The 13,210-nt window shown below is 70.8% G+C and carries 17 protein-coding genes; 6 read left to right on the top strand and 11 right to left on the bottom strand.

The features are described from left to right. Nucleotides 1-280 precede the first annotated feature (280 nt). A complete protein-coding gene (locus L1280_RS12355; RefSeq protein ID WP_253582600.1) occupies nt 281-748 on the bottom strand; it encodes an S-ribosylhomocysteine lyase in 468 nt (155 codons plus the stop codon). 80 nt (nt 749-828) lie between these two features. Here L1280_RS12355 and lspA point away from each other — a divergent pair, with 80 nt between their 5' ends. Then, nucleotides 829-1,359 carry a signal peptidase II gene (gene lspA / locus L1280_RS12350; RefSeq protein WP_253582599.1) on the top strand — a complete coding sequence of 177 codons (531 nt, stop codon included), beginning with the start codon at nt 829-831 and terminating at the stop codon, nt 1,357-1,359. 61 nt (nt 1,360-1,420) lie between these two features. On the opposite strand, the gene rpmB is transcribed toward lspA, so the two are convergent. Together rpmB and L1280_RS12340 are read right to left on the bottom strand one after the other, a co-directional pair. Beyond that, on the bottom strand, nt 1,421-1,636 hold the full coding sequence (gene rpmB, locus L1280_RS12345; RefSeq protein ID WP_104991760.1) for a 50S ribosomal protein L28: 216 nt from the start codon (nt 1,634-1,636) through the stop codon (nt 1,421-1,423). Between the two features lie 189 nt (nt 1,637-1,825). After that, nucleotides 1,826-2,095 carry a GlsB/YeaQ/YmgE family stress response membrane protein gene (locus L1280_RS12340; RefSeq protein ID WP_253582598.1) on the bottom strand — a complete coding sequence of 90 codons (270 nt, stop codon included), beginning with the start codon at nt 2,093-2,095 and terminating at the stop codon, nt 1,826-1,828. A gap of 294 nt (nt 2,096-2,389) precedes the next feature. Here L1280_RS12340 and thrC point away from each other — a divergent pair, with 294 nt between their 5' ends. Both thrC and thrB read left to right on the top strand, forming a co-directional pair. Continuing rightward, on the top strand, nt 2,390-3,427 hold the full coding sequence (gene thrC, locus L1280_RS12335) for a threonine synthase (protein WP_253582597.1): 1,038 nt from the start codon (nt 2,390-2,392) through the stop codon (nt 3,425-3,427). After that, the gene (thrB, locus tag L1280_RS12330; RefSeq protein WP_253582596.1) at nt 3,424-4,350 is read left to right on the top strand and encodes a homoserine kinase; all 927 of its coding nucleotides are present in this window, start codon (nt 3,424-3,426) and stop codon (nt 4,348-4,350) included. Before thrC ends, thrB begins: the two co-directional genes overlap by 4 nt. A 2-nt stretch (nt 4,351-4,352) precedes the next feature. On the opposite strand, the gene L1280_RS12325 is transcribed toward thrB, so the two are convergent. The 4 genes from L1280_RS12325 to L1280_RS12315 are packed head-to-tail and all read right to left on the bottom strand — an operon-like array spanning nt 4,353 to nt 7,903. Then, entirely contained in the window at nt 4,353-6,575 is a 2,223-nt protein-coding gene (locus tag L1280_RS12325; protein ID WP_253582595.1) for an MMPL family transporter, read from the bottom strand. Nucleotides 6,576-6,624: 49 nt separating this feature from the next. Beyond that, the gene (locus L1280_RS12320) at nt 6,625-7,395 is read right to left on the bottom strand and encodes an APH(3') family aminoglycoside O-phosphotransferase (protein ID WP_253582594.1); all 771 of its coding nucleotides are present in this window, start codon (nt 7,393-7,395) and stop codon (nt 6,625-6,627) included. Between the two features lie 31 nt (nt 7,396-7,426). Continuing rightward, a complete protein-coding gene (locus tag L1280_RS15720) occupies nt 7,427-7,552 on the bottom strand; it encodes a hypothetical protein (protein WP_256488256.1) in 126 nt (41 codons plus the stop codon). Nucleotides 7,553-7,561: 9 nt separating this feature from the next. Then, nucleotides 7,562-7,903, bottom strand: a complete 342-nt coding sequence (locus tag L1280_RS12315; protein ID WP_253582593.1) for a hypothetical protein — start codon at nt 7,901-7,903, stop codon at nt 7,562-7,564. A gap of 93 nt (nt 7,904-7,996) precedes the next feature. On the opposite strand from L1280_RS12315, the gene L1280_RS12310 reads away from it, so the two are divergent. From L1280_RS12310 to L1280_RS12300, 3 genes are read left to right on the top strand one after another with little or no spacing between them, the layout of a single operon-like run. Further along, complete coding sequence (locus tag L1280_RS12310; protein ID WP_253582592.1) at nt 7,997-8,890, top strand: hypothetical protein; 894 nt, start codon at nt 7,997-7,999, stop codon at nt 8,888-8,890. Next, on the top strand, nt 8,887-9,255 hold the full coding sequence (locus L1280_RS12305; protein WP_253582591.1) for a hypothetical protein: 369 nt from the start codon (nt 8,887-8,889) through the stop codon (nt 9,253-9,255). Before L1280_RS12310 ends, L1280_RS12305 begins: the two co-directional genes overlap by 4 nt. 8 nt (nt 9,256-9,263) lie before the next feature. Then, nucleotides 9,264-10,058, top strand: a complete 795-nt coding sequence (locus L1280_RS12300) for a CDP-alcohol phosphatidyltransferase family protein (protein WP_253582590.1) — start codon at nt 9,264-9,266, stop codon at nt 10,056-10,058. Here L1280_RS12300 and L1280_RS12295 read toward each other — a convergent pair. The 4 genes from L1280_RS12295 to L1280_RS12280 all read right to left on the bottom strand — a co-directional run bounded on the left by L1280_RS12295 (nt 10,037) and on the right by L1280_RS12280 (nt 13,194). Then, on the bottom strand, nt 10,037-10,705 hold the full coding sequence (locus L1280_RS12295; RefSeq protein ID WP_253582589.1) for a DUF2270 domain-containing protein: 669 nt from the start codon (nt 10,703-10,705) through the stop codon (nt 10,037-10,039). The genes L1280_RS12300 and L1280_RS12295 overlap by 22 nt on opposite strands. Nucleotides 10,706-10,759: 54 nt before the next feature. Next, a complete protein-coding gene (locus L1280_RS12290) occupies nt 10,760-11,404 on the bottom strand; it encodes an MBL fold metallo-hydrolase (RefSeq protein WP_253582588.1) in 645 nt (214 codons plus the stop codon). Between the two features lie 16 nt (nt 11,405-11,420). Continuing rightward, entirely contained in the window at nt 11,421-12,362 is a 942-nt protein-coding gene (locus L1280_RS12285) for a DNA polymerase III subunit delta' (protein ID WP_253582587.1), read from the bottom strand. A gap of 70 nt (nt 12,363-12,432) precedes the next feature. Beyond that, the gene (locus L1280_RS12280) at nt 12,433-13,194 is read right to left on the bottom strand and encodes a metallophosphoesterase family protein (RefSeq protein WP_253582586.1); all 762 of its coding nucleotides are present in this window, start codon (nt 13,192-13,194) and stop codon (nt 12,433-12,435) included. Nucleotides 13,195-13,210 lie beyond the last annotated feature (16 nt).

The following is a 13,210-nucleotide window of genomic DNA, read 5'->3' as shown; positions in this document are numbered from 1 at the left end:
CGTCCTTCATCGGCTCCAGTGCCAGGGCATCCACCGTGGACCCTTAGTATCTTGACCTGTCCATTCATTTCACACCACTCAGCCGACCACCGGACGAGTCCAGCGGGCGCCGTGGTGGCGTTCTATGTGCTTGTTCTCTCGCACACCTCTTCGCTTGTCATGCTCCGCGCCTCGCTTGAGGCTCAGAAAAGATACAGGGGGGGAAACAACTTGTCAACTCCCCCACGCCGGGTCTTCACTCAGGCTGTGGGGGGAGCTGTTTTGTGCGTGCTGGGCAGGGTTAACGCGCGAGGAGAATCGTTTCCTGCACCTTGAGGCCCTGGCTCAGAGCGTCGCGGGCATGTTGCCGGGCCGCGCCGAGATCATGGTCGCGGTAGTTGCCGCACTCCAATTCGCTGACCCCTGGAATGGGACGGTCGTGGGCCTCCACATCCCGCAGGGCCTGCTCGAAGGCACGGAGAACGCCCTCCTCGTTCGGCTCGCCGATGACCGCCATATACATGCCGGTGCGGCAACCCATCGGGGACACGTCCACCACGTCGGTCAGGTGGTCGCGCAGGTAGCCCGCGAGCAGGTGCTCCAGCGTGTGGATGGCGGCCGGGTCAATGGCGCCCTGATTGGGCTGAAGCAGGCGCAGGTCGTACTTGCTGATCGCGTCGCCGCTGGGGGTGCGCTTGATTCCGGCCAGCCGCACATAGGGAGCCTGCACTCTGGTGTGGTCAAGGTCGAAGGATTCCACGTTCGCCATAGGGTTCATTCTGGCCGGGGCGCGGGCGGACAATGTAAGTGGAGAGAAGACGCGCACCTTCATCCGGCATACTGCGCGGCGTGCCCACCCTGCTTCGCCGCCCGCGTGCCTTTCCCGTCTGGGTTCCGCTGCTGATCGCCGCGTTGCTGATCCTCGCCGATCAGGCACTCAAGGCGTGGGCGCTGGCGAACCTGACAGAGGGGGCGACGCCCATCCCCTTTGTTCCCGGCCTGCTGAGCTGGCAACTCACCTTTAATACGGGCGCCGCCTGGAGCCTCTTCTCGGGGTCGGCTGTGCCGCTGGCCCTCGTGCGGCTGGCCGTCGGGGTAGGGATTCTGGTGTACCTCGTCCTGCGGCCCCAGCCGCGCTTCCTGTCTGTGCTGCTGGCGATGATTGCCGCCGGAGCCATCGGCAACAGCGTTGACGGGCTGACCCAGGGCCGGGTGACGGACATGTTCTACTCGCCGCTGCTCAGCGCGGTCACCCAGGCGCTGAACGCTGGACACTTCCCCATCTTCAACGTCGCGGACATCTGCGTGGTGCTGGGGACGCTGCTGCTGGTGGTCGTGAGCTTTGCCGAGGAGCGGCGGAACAAGGCCAGGGCCACCTGAGCCTCTCCAGCCAAAAGAAGACGCCCCCAGCGCTGAGGCCGGGGGCGTTGTTCTAGAGGGGTCAGATCAGGCTCTTGCGGCACTTGGTGCAGACGCGCATCCGCACGGCCACGCCGCCCCGGTTGACGGTGAGGGGCTGGAGGTTGGGCTTCTGGACCCGCTTGGTGATTCCGGTGACCTTGCGGCCCACGCCGCCCTGAGCACGGGCCTTACCACGGCGAATGACCGAGTTCACGACGATCGGCCCCTTACCGCACACTTCGCACACTTTCGACATGTTCCTTACTCCTTCTTCAACCTGACCCGTTGTTGTGCCGGGGGCCGGTGACCTGAGATCTGGTGATCTGGGGGACTGCTGCCGCGCCGGGCAGGGTCAGGCAAGCCTTCCAACTTTAGCACATGGCTGGGGATGCAAGAAAAAAGCCTGGCGTCCCCAGGGGGAAGCCAGGCCCAGATGCGGAAAGATTCAGCGCAGAATTTTCAGCGCCTTGAGAAGAGCGATCAGGACGACGCTGCCGACCACGCCCCAGATAATGCTCCAGAAGCTGAAGCCGTTGCCTGCTGCCTGAGCGCCGCCGATCCCCAGCAGGCTGCCAAACAGCCACTGCGCCAGCACAGCGCCGACGATGCCGATGAGGATGTTGGCGACGGCCCCCTGCTGCGCGTCCGTCTTCATAATCAGGCTGGCCAGCCACCCGCACAGCGCACCCACCAGAATAAGCACAATCCAACTCATAGTTTCTCCCTCCAGGACGTTGAACTTCAACGCTCTCGTGCTTCGTTGTGAGTGCACAATGGGACCGGGCGGAACCGCAAAGTGTTACGTATCCCACGTTCTCAAGAGCACCCCAAGGGCAGATGGAGGGGGGGCGAATCTGGCTTAAACCCAGCATGCAGAAATGGTCGCCGGGGCCTCATTTCTGCCTTGAGGAGATGCCTGGGCAGGTCGGGAGGTTTGCCGCAGGTCCCCGGCGGTGGGCGTATAGGATGCCGGGCATGTGCCCGCCTCCGGGAGGGCCGGAGGACCCCTATGCCTGGATTGCTGGAACGCTACCGCGAGTATCTGCCCATCACCGACCGTACGCCCGCCCTGAGCCTGCACGAGGGGAGCACGCCGCTGATTCCCGCGCCGCGCTTGAGCGAGCGGCTGGGAGTGCACCTCTTCCTGAAATATGAGGGCCTGAACCCGACAGGCAGCTTCAAGGACCGGGGCATGGTCATGGCGGTCGCCAAGGCGGTCGAGGACGGGGCCGACACCGTGATCTGCGCGAGCACCGGGAACACCAGCGCGGCAGCGGCGGCGTATGCGGCGCGGGCGGGGTTGCGCTGCGTGGTGCTGATTCCGGACGGCAACATCGCGCTGGGCAAGCTCGCGCAGGCGGTCGCCTACGGGGCCGAGGTCGTGGCCGTGAATGGCAATTTCGACGCGGCCTTACGGCTGGTGCGGCAGATCAGCGCCGAGCATCCCATCGCGCTCGTGAACTCGGTCAACCCCTACCGCCTTCAGGGGCAGAAGACGGCGGCCTTCGAGATCGTGGACGTGCTGGGGCAGTCGCCCGACGTGCTCGCCATTCCGGTGGGCAATGCGGGCAACATCAGCGCGTATTGGATGGGGTTCCGGGAGTACCACGCGGCGGGACAGAGCGCAGCGCTGCCGCAGATGTGGGGCTTTCAGGCGGAGGGGGCCGCGCCGCTGGTCCGCAACGCCATCGTGGACGAGCCGCAGACGCTGGCGACGGCCATCCGCATCGGCAACCCGGCGAGCGCGGATCTCGCGCGGGCGGCGGTGCGCGAGTCGGGCGGTCTGCTCGACATGGTGAGTGACGACGAGATCATGCACGCCTACAACCTCGTGGCGCGGGAGGGCGTGTTCTGCGAACCCGCGAGCGCGACCCCAGTTGCGGGGCTGCTCAAACGGCACGCGGCAGGACTGCTGACGCCGGGGCAGACCGTCGTGGCGGTGCTGACGGGCAACGGGCTGAAGGACCCCGACGCCGCGCTGCGGGCGGTGGAGGCTCCCCAGGCGGTTCAGGCCAGCCTGGAGCACGTGCTGGAGCGGATTCTTTGAGGGAGGTCGCGTCGCCTGCGTTCACCGTCCGCGCTCCGGCGAGCAGCGCCAATCTGGGGCCGGGGTTCGACAGCCTGGGGCTGAGCCTGCCCCTCTTCACGACGCTGACCGTGACCCCGCAGGCCGTGACCGAGGTGGTGCCGCTGGGACCGGAGCTGGCCGGGACACCCGCCGATGAGCGCAATTACGTCTACCAGGCGATGCTCCTGGCGGCGGGGCGAGCTGGGTGCGGGTTGCCCCCCGCCCGAATCGAAATCCAGACGGAAGTGCCCCTGGCGCGGGGCCTGGGGAGCAGCGCCGCCGCGCTCGTCGCCGGGATCGTCGCCGGAAACGAGCTGCTGGGGCGGCCCCTGAGCGGGGCGGAGATGCTCGACCTCGCCGCCCGCGAGGAGGGCCACCCGGACAACGTGGCCCCCGCGCTGGTGGGGGGCATCGTGGTCGCCACGCTGGACAAGCTCGGCACCCACCACGTCCGGCTGGACCCACCCCCGCACCTGGGGGTCACCGTGCTGATTCCCGACTTCGAGCTGTCCACGACCAAGGCGCGGGCGGTGCTGCCGGGCGAGTACAGCCGGGCGGACGCGGTACACGCCCTCTCGCACGCCGCGCTGCTGGCCGCCGCGCTCGCGCAGGGGCGGATGGACCTGCTCCCCCACGCCATGCAGGACCGCCTGCACCAGAGTTGGCGGGCGCCGTTGGTGCCGGGCCTGAGCGACATCTTGGAGGGCGCGACCGGGCACGGAGCACTGGGCGCGGCCCTCAGCGGGGCGGGGCCAACGGTGCTGTGCTTCCGCGACGCGCGGGAAGAGACGGGGCGGCTCCACGCCTTTTTGCATGGAGTCCTGGAGGAGCACGGGCTGACCGGGCGGGTGCTGGATTTGCCCATCGAGACGGGGGGAACGGTCGTTCAGCGGGGCGGCTAGGCTCAGTGCTCCAGCCGCAGCCGGGGCAGCAGGCGGCCGAGCCAGCCCGGCAGCCACCAGTTCCAGCGCCCGGCGAGCTTCAGGAAAGCGGGCACGAGCACGAGGCGCACCAGCGTCGCGTCGAGCGCCACCGCGACCGCCAATCCCAGCCCGATGCTCTTGTTCGCCACGACGCGTCCGGCAATAAAGGCCGCGAAGACGATGAACATGATCAGCGCCGCCGAGGTGATGATGCGGGCGGTCCGGCCCACCGCGAGCACGACCGCCTCGTCGTTGGGGTGGCCGCGCAGCACTTCCTCCTGCACGCGGGAGAGCAGGAAAATCTCGTAGTCCATGCTGAGGCCGAACAGCACCGCGAAGAGGATCAGGGGGAGGCTGGAATCCAGCACGCCCACGTCGTCGGGGATGCCCAGCGGCCCGGCGAGAAAGCCCCCCTGCACCACCAGCGTGACCACCCCGTAGGCCGCGCCCACCGTCAGCGTGTTCATCAGCAGGCTCTTGAGGGGCACCAGCAGGCTGCGAAAGGCCACCATCAGCAGCACGAAGGTCGCCGCGAAGACGGTCAGGACGGCGGCGGGCAGCGCGTCGGTGAGCGCCCGGCTGAACTCGCGCTCGCCCACCGGGGCGCCTCCCAATAGGTAACGGAAGCCGGAATTCTCCAGCACACCTCGCAACCGCCGCTCGAAAGGGTCAATCTGGTCGGCCCGCAGGTAGGCGTCCGGCACGACCGTCACCCGCAACAGCGCGCGGTCCTCGCTGAAGGAGCGGGAGGTCAGCAGGCTGAGGGCGGCGAGCGCGTCCGTTCCGCCGCCACCCGCCTCCCCGGCCAGGTCCTCGGGCGTCAGGAAGGGACTGATGACGGTCTGCACGCCAGGCAAGGCCCGCAGGTCCTCCACGACCGCCTGAAAGCGGGCTCGGTCGTCGGGGGCGTAACGTTCACCCTCCAAGTCCAGAATGACCTCGAACTGGCTGAGGAGGCCGCCCGCGCCGAGGTCGCGCACGTCGGCCAGGGCGTCGCGGCTTTCCACGCCGGGGGTCAGGCCCCAGGCGCCCGCGTAGCCGGTTTTCATGTTCAGGGCGGGGAGGGCCAGCAGCAGCAGAAAGAGCGTGCTGAGCAGCACGGCGAGGCCGGGCCGGGCCGTGACCCGGCGGGCCAGGGCTGTCCACGCCGCCGACGCACCCGCGTTCTGTGCCCAGGGGAAGCGCAGGAGGCGCGGGCTGTTGACCCGCTCGCCCAGCAGGGCCAGCAGCGCGGGCAGGGCGGTCACGCTGGCGAGGACGGTCAGCAGGACGGCGAGGACCCCGCCCAGCCCCATCGAGCGCACGAAGGCGATGGGCGGAATCACCAGCGCGGCCATGGCAATGGCGACGGTCAGGCCGCTGAACAGCACGCTGCGCCCGGCGGTGAGCACCGTGCGGGCCGCCGCTGCGCGGGAGTCGCCGTCCCTCACCAACTCCTCGCGGAAGCGGCTGACCATCAGCAGGGCGTAGTCGATTCCAGCCCCCAGCCCCAGCAGGGTGATGACACTCTGGGCGAAGGTGCTGACCTCGGTGACGCGGGTCAGGCCGTACACGCCCGCCATCGCCACGGTGATGCTCAGGACGCCCACCATCAGCGGGAGTCCAGTCGCCACCAGCGCCCCGAAGACGCCCAACAGCACCAGCGCCGTCAGCGGCAGGGCCGTGAACTCGCTGCGCTTGGTGTCAGACTCGGCGAACTCGGTGAAGTCGTCCGCGATGGCCTGCCCGCCCGTCACCCGCACGGCCAACCCGTCTTCCCCCACCCGATCGGCGTAAGCCCGCACGCGGGCGAGGGTCTCGGTCGCGCCCTCCTCCAGCGGAATCTGCGCTACGGTCAGCGACAGGCGGCCGTCCCCGCTCACGGTGGGCACGGCCCCCTGCGCCCCGGCGGCGAGAACGCGGGTCACGCCGGGCACGTCCTCCAGCCCGCTCAACAGGCGGTCGTAGGCGGCCTGGCCCGCCGGGGTGGTCAGCGGCGGGTCGTGGCGGGTGACGAGGAGGGCGGTGTTCGTGTCCTCCTCCCCGAAGCGCTCCCGCAGCAGGGCGGTGACGCGGGTGCTCTCGGCGTCGGCCAGGCCGCCGGGGTCGGCGCTGAGGTTCCGGGGAGCCAGCGAGGCCGGGTAGGCACTCAGCAGCGCGAGCAGCCCCCACAGCGCCAGCACCAGCCAGGGACGACGGGTCACGAACTCGGAGAGGGCACGCACGCGGGGCAGTAGAGCACGGCGGGGAGGGGAATTTTTCCTCCGGGGGGGTTTAGAACAGTTCGTCCAGCAGGCGGTAGTAGGCCAGCTTGCGTTCGTCCACCAGTGTCCGGCCGTACAGATCCAAAAAGCGCTCGGCGTGGTCCCAGCCCAGGTGGTGCGTCAGGCTGTGGTGCGCCAGCGCGAGGTCGGCGTGGCGGTCGGCCAGCCCGGCGCGGCCCACGTCGATGAAGCCCTCCACATACTCGCCGTTCAGGATCAGGTTGGGCAGGCAGGGGTCGCCGTGGGTGACAACCACGTCTTCCTTCTCCGGCCGGGTGCGGACCAGCTCGTTCCAGACGCGGGCGGCCGTCCAGCCCTGGCGCTCCTCGTCGAAGTCCGACTCGTCCACCAGCCCCGCCTCCACCCGTTCGCGGGCAAGACGCAGGGTGACGGGCAGGGTCATGGTAAAGGGGCAGTCGCGCACGGGCAGGGCGTGCAGCTCGCGCAGGGCACGGGCGAGCAGGTCCACCACCCGCTCGGGGTGCAGCAGGGCGTCGGGGTGGCTCATGGGGATGCCCGGCAAGCGGGTCATGGCGAGGTAGTCGTGGGTGGGCGTGGCCTCGTAGCCCACCACGGCGGGGACCGGGACCCGCCCCGCCAGCCAGCGCAGGCGCTCCCGTTCCTGAAGCAGGCTGGAGCCGGGCAGGCCGCCGCGCTCCTGCACCTTGACCACGTACTTCTGGCTGCGCCACACGCCCGCGCCGCTGTGGCCGTCGGTCACGCTTTCCCAGCGGGCAGCGGGCAGCACGCGGCGCAGGGCGTCAGGCAGGGTCAGCGTCATGAACGGCAGGATAGCGGGAGGCCAGTCCGCGTTACCGCGCCGGGGCGGCCAGTTCGGCGGCCATCTGCCGGTTGAGCCCGGAGGCGTTCGAGATGATGGCGGAGGCCGTGAGCAGTTCGGCGCCCGACGGCGGGACCGCGCCACACACCGTCTTCAAGACCACGCCTCAATCCATCGAGAGGTGAAGCAGGCTGCTGATCTGCCGGGTCAGGCGCGGATTCGTGTCGAAGTTCCGCTGGGTCTGAAAACCGGTCACCTCGGGGGCGTAGAGCGGCCCGAAGACCTTGAAGGCGTTCTGGCGGGCCGCGCACCCGGCCCGGACCCCGGCCACCTCCCCCCGGACGACCGCGCCGTGGATGCTGAAATACAGCTCGCCCACCTGCCGCCCGATCTCCGGGCTGAGCCGCGTCACCGTGGCCGACACCCTCGCCACGTCGGTGGCGGACTGCGCCTGGGCCACTGACAGAAGGCCAAGAACCACGCCCATGCCCACCCGGTTTCGTCGCATGGCCTGACCTGACACCCGGCGCAGCGAGCGCGGAGCCGCAGTTTGGCGCGGTGCCCGTCCTCCCCGTCTCCGGCCCCTGTACACTGCCGGGCGATGAAGGTCGGTCTGCTGGATACGCTGGGGGCGCGATATGGGCGGTACTGGACCGCGTTCCTGAAAGAACTCGGCGTCGAGGTGGTCACGCCGGACCTCCCCACTGCCGAGGCGTTCGCGCTGGGCCGCGAAAGCCTGCCCGACGCCCCGGTGCAGGTGCAGCTCGTGCTGGGACGGGTGCTCGCGCTGGGGCGGGTGGACCTCGTGCTGCTGCCGCAGACACCGCCGCTGCGGGGGGACGCCTGGGGCGAGGCGCTGCCGGACCTGCTCTCGCGGCGCCTCAGCGGGCTCCCGCCCATGCAGGCGCTCCCCGACGGCGGGCCGGAAATGGTCGCCGCCGCGACCGACCTCGGGCAGCGGCTCACCCGCAACCCCGGCCGGGTGCGGCTGGCGATGGAACGGGTCAAGCCCCTGGCGGCCCCCCCGCGCGAGGACATGCCTCCTCTCAGCCGCGCCTCGCGGGTCACGGTCGCCGTGGTCGGGCCGCGGGCGCTGCTGGGGGACCCCGACCTGGGGGCGGGCCTGCGGGCGGCGCTGGAGGACCTGGGCCTGCACCCGGTCACCTCGCCCGAGTTGCCCCCCTCGCAGGTGGCCGCCAGAGGCGAGCGGATGGAGCGGGCGGCCACGGCCCCGGCGGGCGACAAGGAACTGTACGGGTCCCTGAAGCTGCTGGACGGCAAGAGCGCGGTGCGCGGGGTCATCCTCGCGGCCCCCGCTCGGGACGGCGCGGCGCGAGCGGCGCTGGAGCGGCTGGCGGGGCAGACGCACAAGCCCACCCTGGTGGTGGACGTGGACGCCGGGCAGCGTGAATGGCCCGAGCTGGCCGCCTTCCGCGACCGCATCACGGTGGGCGCGGCCGCCCGGCCCGCCGCTGCGGGCGAGGACGACGCTTGAAGTTCTGGCGCTGGCTGATGACCCCGGACCCCGAGCCGGGCTTCACCGGGCGCAAGCTGGGGCGGCTGCTGATCCGGGTGCTCCTGTTCACGGTGGTGGCGACCCTACTCTCGGGGTTGCTGCGGCTGGCGGGGCTGGGGAAGTACCTCGACACCGTCTGGGGCACAGTGATCTTCGTGTTGCTGCTGTATATCCCGCTCTTCCGCTTCCTGACGGTGGACACCTTCGTGCCGCGCCGCCTCGCCGGACGGACCCCGGCAGGCACCCGGCAGCAGTCGGCGGCCCGCACCCAGCGCCGCCGCGAGCGCCACCGCTATGCGGGCGTCAAGAAAAGCCCCCCGCGCGGTGGGGGCGGGCGGCGGTAAGCTTCCCCATGACCCATGGCAAGGCCCGCCCCGCCCGTGAGTGGGCCGCCGAGGCAGTCTTCCGGCCCCTCGCCGAGCGGCTGGTGCCTCCCCTGGCGCAGCGGCGGGTCAATCCGCTGCATGTAGTCCTGACCCATACGGCGGTGGGGCTGCTGGCCGGAGGGTTGCTGCGGCGCGGGCACAGGCTCACCCCGGCCCTGCTCCTTCAGGCTAAGACCGTGCTGGACAACCTCGACGGGCAGCTCGCGCGGGCGACCGGGCAGACCACCGAGACGGGGCGCTACCTCGACTCGGAGCTGGACGTGCTGGTCAACGCCGCCGTCCTGACCGGGCTGGCGGGCCGCTGGGGGCTGCCGCTGACCCTGCTGCTGAGCCTGATTCTGAGCACCGACTACCTGTGGGAGCGGGACCACCGGGAGGCGCGGGGCGAGGTGTTCCGTGACCCGCCCGCCCAGGCAGGGGATGACCCCCAGCTGCTGGGCCTGCTGCGGGGGGTTTACGCCGTGTATTTCACCCCGCAGGAACGGGTGCTCGGGGCGCTGTTCGAGGCCCGGTTGCACTCGGCAGTCGGAGGCGACCCCACCCCCGCCGACCGCCTCGCCTATACGCCCGCCACGATCAACCGGGTGGCGGTGAACCTGGGCCTCAGCACGCAACTCCTGACACTGGGGGTGGCCCTGGCCCTGCGGCGGCCCCGGCTGTACCTCTGGGGCCTGCCCGCGCAGGCGGGGCTGCTCGCCGGGGTGCAGCTCTGGCGCGAAGGGCGGGTGCGCCGGGGCCGTCAGCCCTCTTCCAGCGGGTAGGTCCGTGCAGCCCGCACCGCCAGCGAGATCAGGAAGCCGTAGAAGAGGGCGACTCCCAGAAACACCAGCCACCCCGGAAAGTTGCCGATGTCGGCCAGCGTGAAGGCGTCGGGAAACTCCAGAATCCAGCCTTTGGGCATGGACATGTCGAGCTTGGCGAGCCAGGCGATCAGCACCGCCGCGTAGATCCAGAGGTAGTTGCGGTTCAATCGCCAGCCGACCGCGTCGGCGCGGGTCATGGGAGAGCGGGGCTTGCTCAGCTCGGCCAGCAGGAGCTGGTGCCACCCGGCATCCACCCGGTCGCCCAGCATCGCGGGGTAGAAAAAGCGCTCCATGATCCGCACCCGGTGGTGGGCGATCTCGAAGGTGCGAAATCGCCGGGCTTCCAGCCGCAGGAAGAAATAGTTCATGCCCATGGCGAACAGGAAGGTCGCGTGGCTGTTGTTGGGGTCCCCCAGCGCGAAAGACGCCAGGCCCGCCGTGGTCACCACCGACCAGTTGGTCGTCATGTCGAGGCGCTGGCGGTAGGCGGTCATCTTGCCGACCTCGGCCCGGTACAGGTGAATCAGGGCGTTCGCCGCGTTGGTGGAGTAGTCGCGGTCGCTGACGGCACCCAGCAGGGGGGCAGGGACGGTGCCGGAGGTCACGGCCCCGCCTCCAGACAGACAGGCAGGCTCATGGGTTCAGGGTACGCCCGCTCCTCACCGCAGAAAGAGATTGGTGCGCCGCTCGGCCCCCACCGTGGTCGCCGGGCCGTGGCCGGGATAGACCGCCACGTCGTCCGGCAGGCTCAGCAGCTCCCGCGCGAGGCCGTCCAGCAGTTGCGTGTGGTTCCCGCCCGGCAGGTCGGTGCGACCGATGCTTCCCTGAAAGAGGGTGTCCCCGGCCACGACTAATCCGTCCCCGACAAACACCACATGCCCCGGCGCGTGCCCCGGCAGCTCCCGCGCCGTCAGCGTCAGGTCGCCCGCCGTGAAGGTCTGCCCCTGCGTGATCTCGTGCTCGGGGTCGGCGGGCTGGGTAAAGGGCAGGTTCCAGCGGGCCGCCGATGCCGCCCCCAGGCGGTAGAGCGGCCGGTCGGCGGGATGCAGCCACACGGGCACCCCCAGCGCCTCCCGGACGGGCTGCACCGCCCCGATATGGTCGAAGTGCGCGTGCGTGAGCAGGATGCCCCGAACAGTCACGCCCGACCCGCACACCAGCGCCAGAATCCGCTCCGCGTCGTCGCCGGGATCGAAAAGGAAGCCCTCATTCCCCGCCCCGGCTACCAGGACCGCGTTCTCCTGCAGGGGACCCGTGGGCAGGGACCAGACGCGGGCCGCGCCATGTTGCCTCGGCTGAATCATGGCAAGGAGTCTACGGCTAGGCTTCCAGCCCAAAGGCCTCGCGCAGCCGCAGGGCGAACACCTGGAAACTCAGGCTGGGGCTGGCGTAGGCTTCCAGCGCCGATTGCAGGGCTTCCAGGGCCGTATCCGCGCGGGCACGCCCGTGGGGGGCATGGTCCCGCCAGGCAAAGCGCAGGGCCTCCGGGTGCCAGGTCGCGTCCCAGCGCTTTTCCAGTCGCTCGGCGGCTTCGAGGGCCGTGAGCAGCCCCTCCCCCAGCGCCCCGGTGAACTCGGCGGCGTCCGCGAGGGCCGCCCGCACCGCCTCCCGCGCGTCCAGCACCCCGGCCCGCCCCGCCGCAAAAGCGACGAGCGCTGGGTCGGCTTCCTCTCCCAGCCCCGCCAGGCCGCGTTCGATGGCCCGGTCGGGCACCGGGGTCACGTCCAGGCGGGCGCTGCGGCTCTGGATGGTGGGCAGGACCGAGCGGCGGTCCTCGGCCAGAAAGACGAACAGCGCCCCGTGCGGCGGTTCTTCCACCAGCTTGAGCAGGGCGTTGGCGGCCTCCGGCCCCAGGTACTCGGCCCCGTCCACAACCACCACCCGGCGGCGGAAGGTGGGGCGGACCTCCAGAAACTCGAAGACATGCGTCTCGTACTCGTGCGCCTTGTCGCGGGCCGAGAGCACCGCGCCCACCGGGATGATCTTGCGCCGCGCGGCCTTGCCCGTGCTGGTCGTCGTGCGCGGTTCCACGACCAGCACGTCGGGATGCGCCCCCGCCGCCAGTGCCCGGCAGGAGGGGCAGACGCCGCAGCCCTCGCCGTACATCCCCCGCGTGCCCGAGCAGTTGTGCGCCCCGGCAATCGCCAGCGCCGCCGCCCGCTTGCCCACCCGCGCCGGGCCGGTGAGCAGCAGCGCGTTGCCGGAAAAGGCCCCGGTCTGCTCGAGCAGCGGGCCGTGAAGGAGGGCGGCGGGGAGGGTCATGGGCGGGGCGAGCACACCCCGACCCGGCGTCCTGGCCCCTTCCCCCTCTTCCCCTTCCCTCCCATCGGCGTCACCGCCCCAGCGCCAGCCGCGCCGCGAGCACCGGGGGCAACCCGGCGTCCAGAATGGCGGTCTGCGCCGCTTCCACCGGGTAGGCCACCCGGATCACCTCGAAGGTCTGCCGCCCGGTGTCGAAGAGGGCGTAGCTGGCGCGGGGATCGCCGTCGCGCGGCTGGCCCACGCTGCCGGGATTGCAGATGGCGCGGACACCGGGCGGCAGGGGGAAGGTGCCCCCCGCGCCCAGGCCTTGGAACTTGACCCACTCGCCCACCGGGGCATTGAGCGCCGCGTACACGCCGGGGATGTGGGTGTGGCCCACGAAGGCCAGATGCCCGCCCCACCCCGCGAAGGCGTCCCGCGCGACGGTCACCGAGTCGGTGTAGGTGTCCAGGCTCAGCGGGGTGCCGTGGCGGAACCGCGCCCCGACCTCCCGGTCCTCCACCCCGTCGGGCCACGAGGCGACCCAGGCGAGATCATCGGCGCCGAGCTGGGCGAATTGCCACTCCAGCGCCGCGCCCACCACCCCCCCGCTCCCCGGCAGCCACCCCCCGCCCCGCGCCACGAGGTCGAGGCCCATCTGCTCGTGGTTGCCCCGGATGCACGTGGCTCCCAGGTCACGCAGCCGGGCCAGCACCTCGGCCGGGTGTGCCCCGTAGCCCAGCGCGTCGCCCAGCATCACAGCGCGGTCGTAGCCCCGCCCCGCCGCATCCGCCAGCACCGCCTCCAGCGCGGGGGCATTGGCGTGAATGTCGGAGAGGACCAGCAGGCGCACCGCGCCATGATACCGG

The organism is Deinococcus sp. HSC-46F16 (genome assembly GCF_024171495.1).
Lineage (GTDB): Bacteria > Deinococcota > Deinococci > Deinococcales > Deinococcaceae > Deinococcus.
Note: the sequence above shows the minus strand (reverse complement) of the source record. Positions and strands in the feature narration are given on the sequence as shown.

Excerpts from the sequence above, each read along its gene's own strand:
- L1280_RS12355 (WP_253582600.1), bottom strand. The coding sequence starts at position 748 with ATGGCGAACGTGGAATCCTTCGACCTTGACCACACCAGAGTGCAGGCT.
- rpmB (WP_104991760.1), bottom strand. The coding sequence starts at position 1,636 with ATGTCGAAAGTGTGCGAAGTGTGCGGTAAGGGGCCGATCGTCGTGAAC.
- L1280_RS12340 (WP_253582598.1), bottom strand. The coding sequence starts at position 2,095 with ATGAGTTGGATTGTGCTTATTCTGGTGGGTGCGCTGTGCGGGTGGCTG.
- thrC (WP_253582597.1), top strand. The coding sequence starts at position 2,390 with ATGCCTGGATTGCTGGAACGCTACCGCGAGTATCTGCCCATCACCGAC.
- L1280_RS12320 (WP_253582594.1), bottom strand. The coding sequence starts at position 7,395 with ATGACGCTGACCCTGCCTGACGCCCTGCGCCGCGTGCTGCCCGCTGCC.
- L1280_RS12315 (WP_253582593.1), bottom strand. The coding sequence starts at position 7,903 with ATGCGACGAAACCGGGTGGGCATGGGCGTGGTTCTTGGCCTTCTGTCA.
- L1280_RS12310 (WP_253582592.1), top strand. The coding sequence starts at position 7,997 with ATGAAGGTCGGTCTGCTGGATACGCTGGGGGCGCGATATGGGCGGTAC.
- L1280_RS12300 (WP_253582590.1), top strand. The coding sequence starts at position 9,264 with ATGACCCATGGCAAGGCCCGCCCCGCCCGTGAGTGGGCCGCCGAGGCA.
- L1280_RS12290 (WP_253582588.1), bottom strand. The coding sequence starts at position 11,404 with ATGATTCAGCCGAGGCAACATGGCGCGGCCCGCGTCTGGTCCCTGCCC.
- L1280_RS12285 (WP_253582587.1), bottom strand. The coding sequence starts at position 12,362 with ATGACCCTCCCCGCCGCCCTCCTTCACGGCCCGCTGCTCGAGCAGACC.